The organism is Pseudomonas sp. 05N434 (genome assembly GCF_056396965.1).
Map to the genome: position 1 here is coordinate 1 of NZ_JBFTMK010001016.1, position 670 is coordinate 670.

Sequence of the window (670 nt, forward strand, 5' to 3'; positions counted from 1 at the left end):
GTAGAGCTCAACATGTCCAACCATCTGGGGACACTGAACTGGGATTTGAAAAGAAGCCCTAGTCTCTACCAGAGATTTCCGCACCTTGTGCCTAATCTGGTCTCTACGGAGGGGATTTTCAAACGTCGTTTTGACCAGGCTTATGCGCCATTGGAAAAAGCGATGGCCAGTATTGTCAAGCTGGCTTTGTCGGCGTTACCGCCGGCTGACCGGGTTCGTTTGCTATGCGGTGAAGTCACTTTCTTCACTATCCGGCCCTCGGTTGCCATCATCCAGCCTCCCGATTTGTTTCCTCAGGAAAAACAGAAAGCCAAAGATGAAGCCACGGGTCGCTATGGCGTCGTGATGTGCTCGAAATATGAAGGCCGGTTGTATTGTTATGAACTGTTCACCTTGCACGGTGAATGCAGGGAGAACCCTCAACTGGCAGCACTTGTGCAAAAAGAAGGTCTGCTGGCACAACCTGCGAGACTGGACTTTACCGATCACATCAACAGTTTGAGCAAAGCCGAAAAAATCCACAATTTGCCAACTGATATAGAGAGCTATACCCATGGAGTTCCACCAGGCAACACCCGGTCCAGTCATGGGGTAATTGAAAAACTGGGATCATTGAACGCATCGGTAAAAACAACACGCACTATTAAGCCTGGTTATTATGAGAGTTATC

General features: G+C 48.8%; 1 pseudogene. It reads left to right on the forward strand.

The features are described 5' to 3' along the window. Nucleotides 1–12: 12 nt before the first annotated feature. A pseudogene (locus tag AC1DLB_RS31435) lies at nucleotides 13–670 on the forward strand (hypothetical protein); the annotation flags it as partial.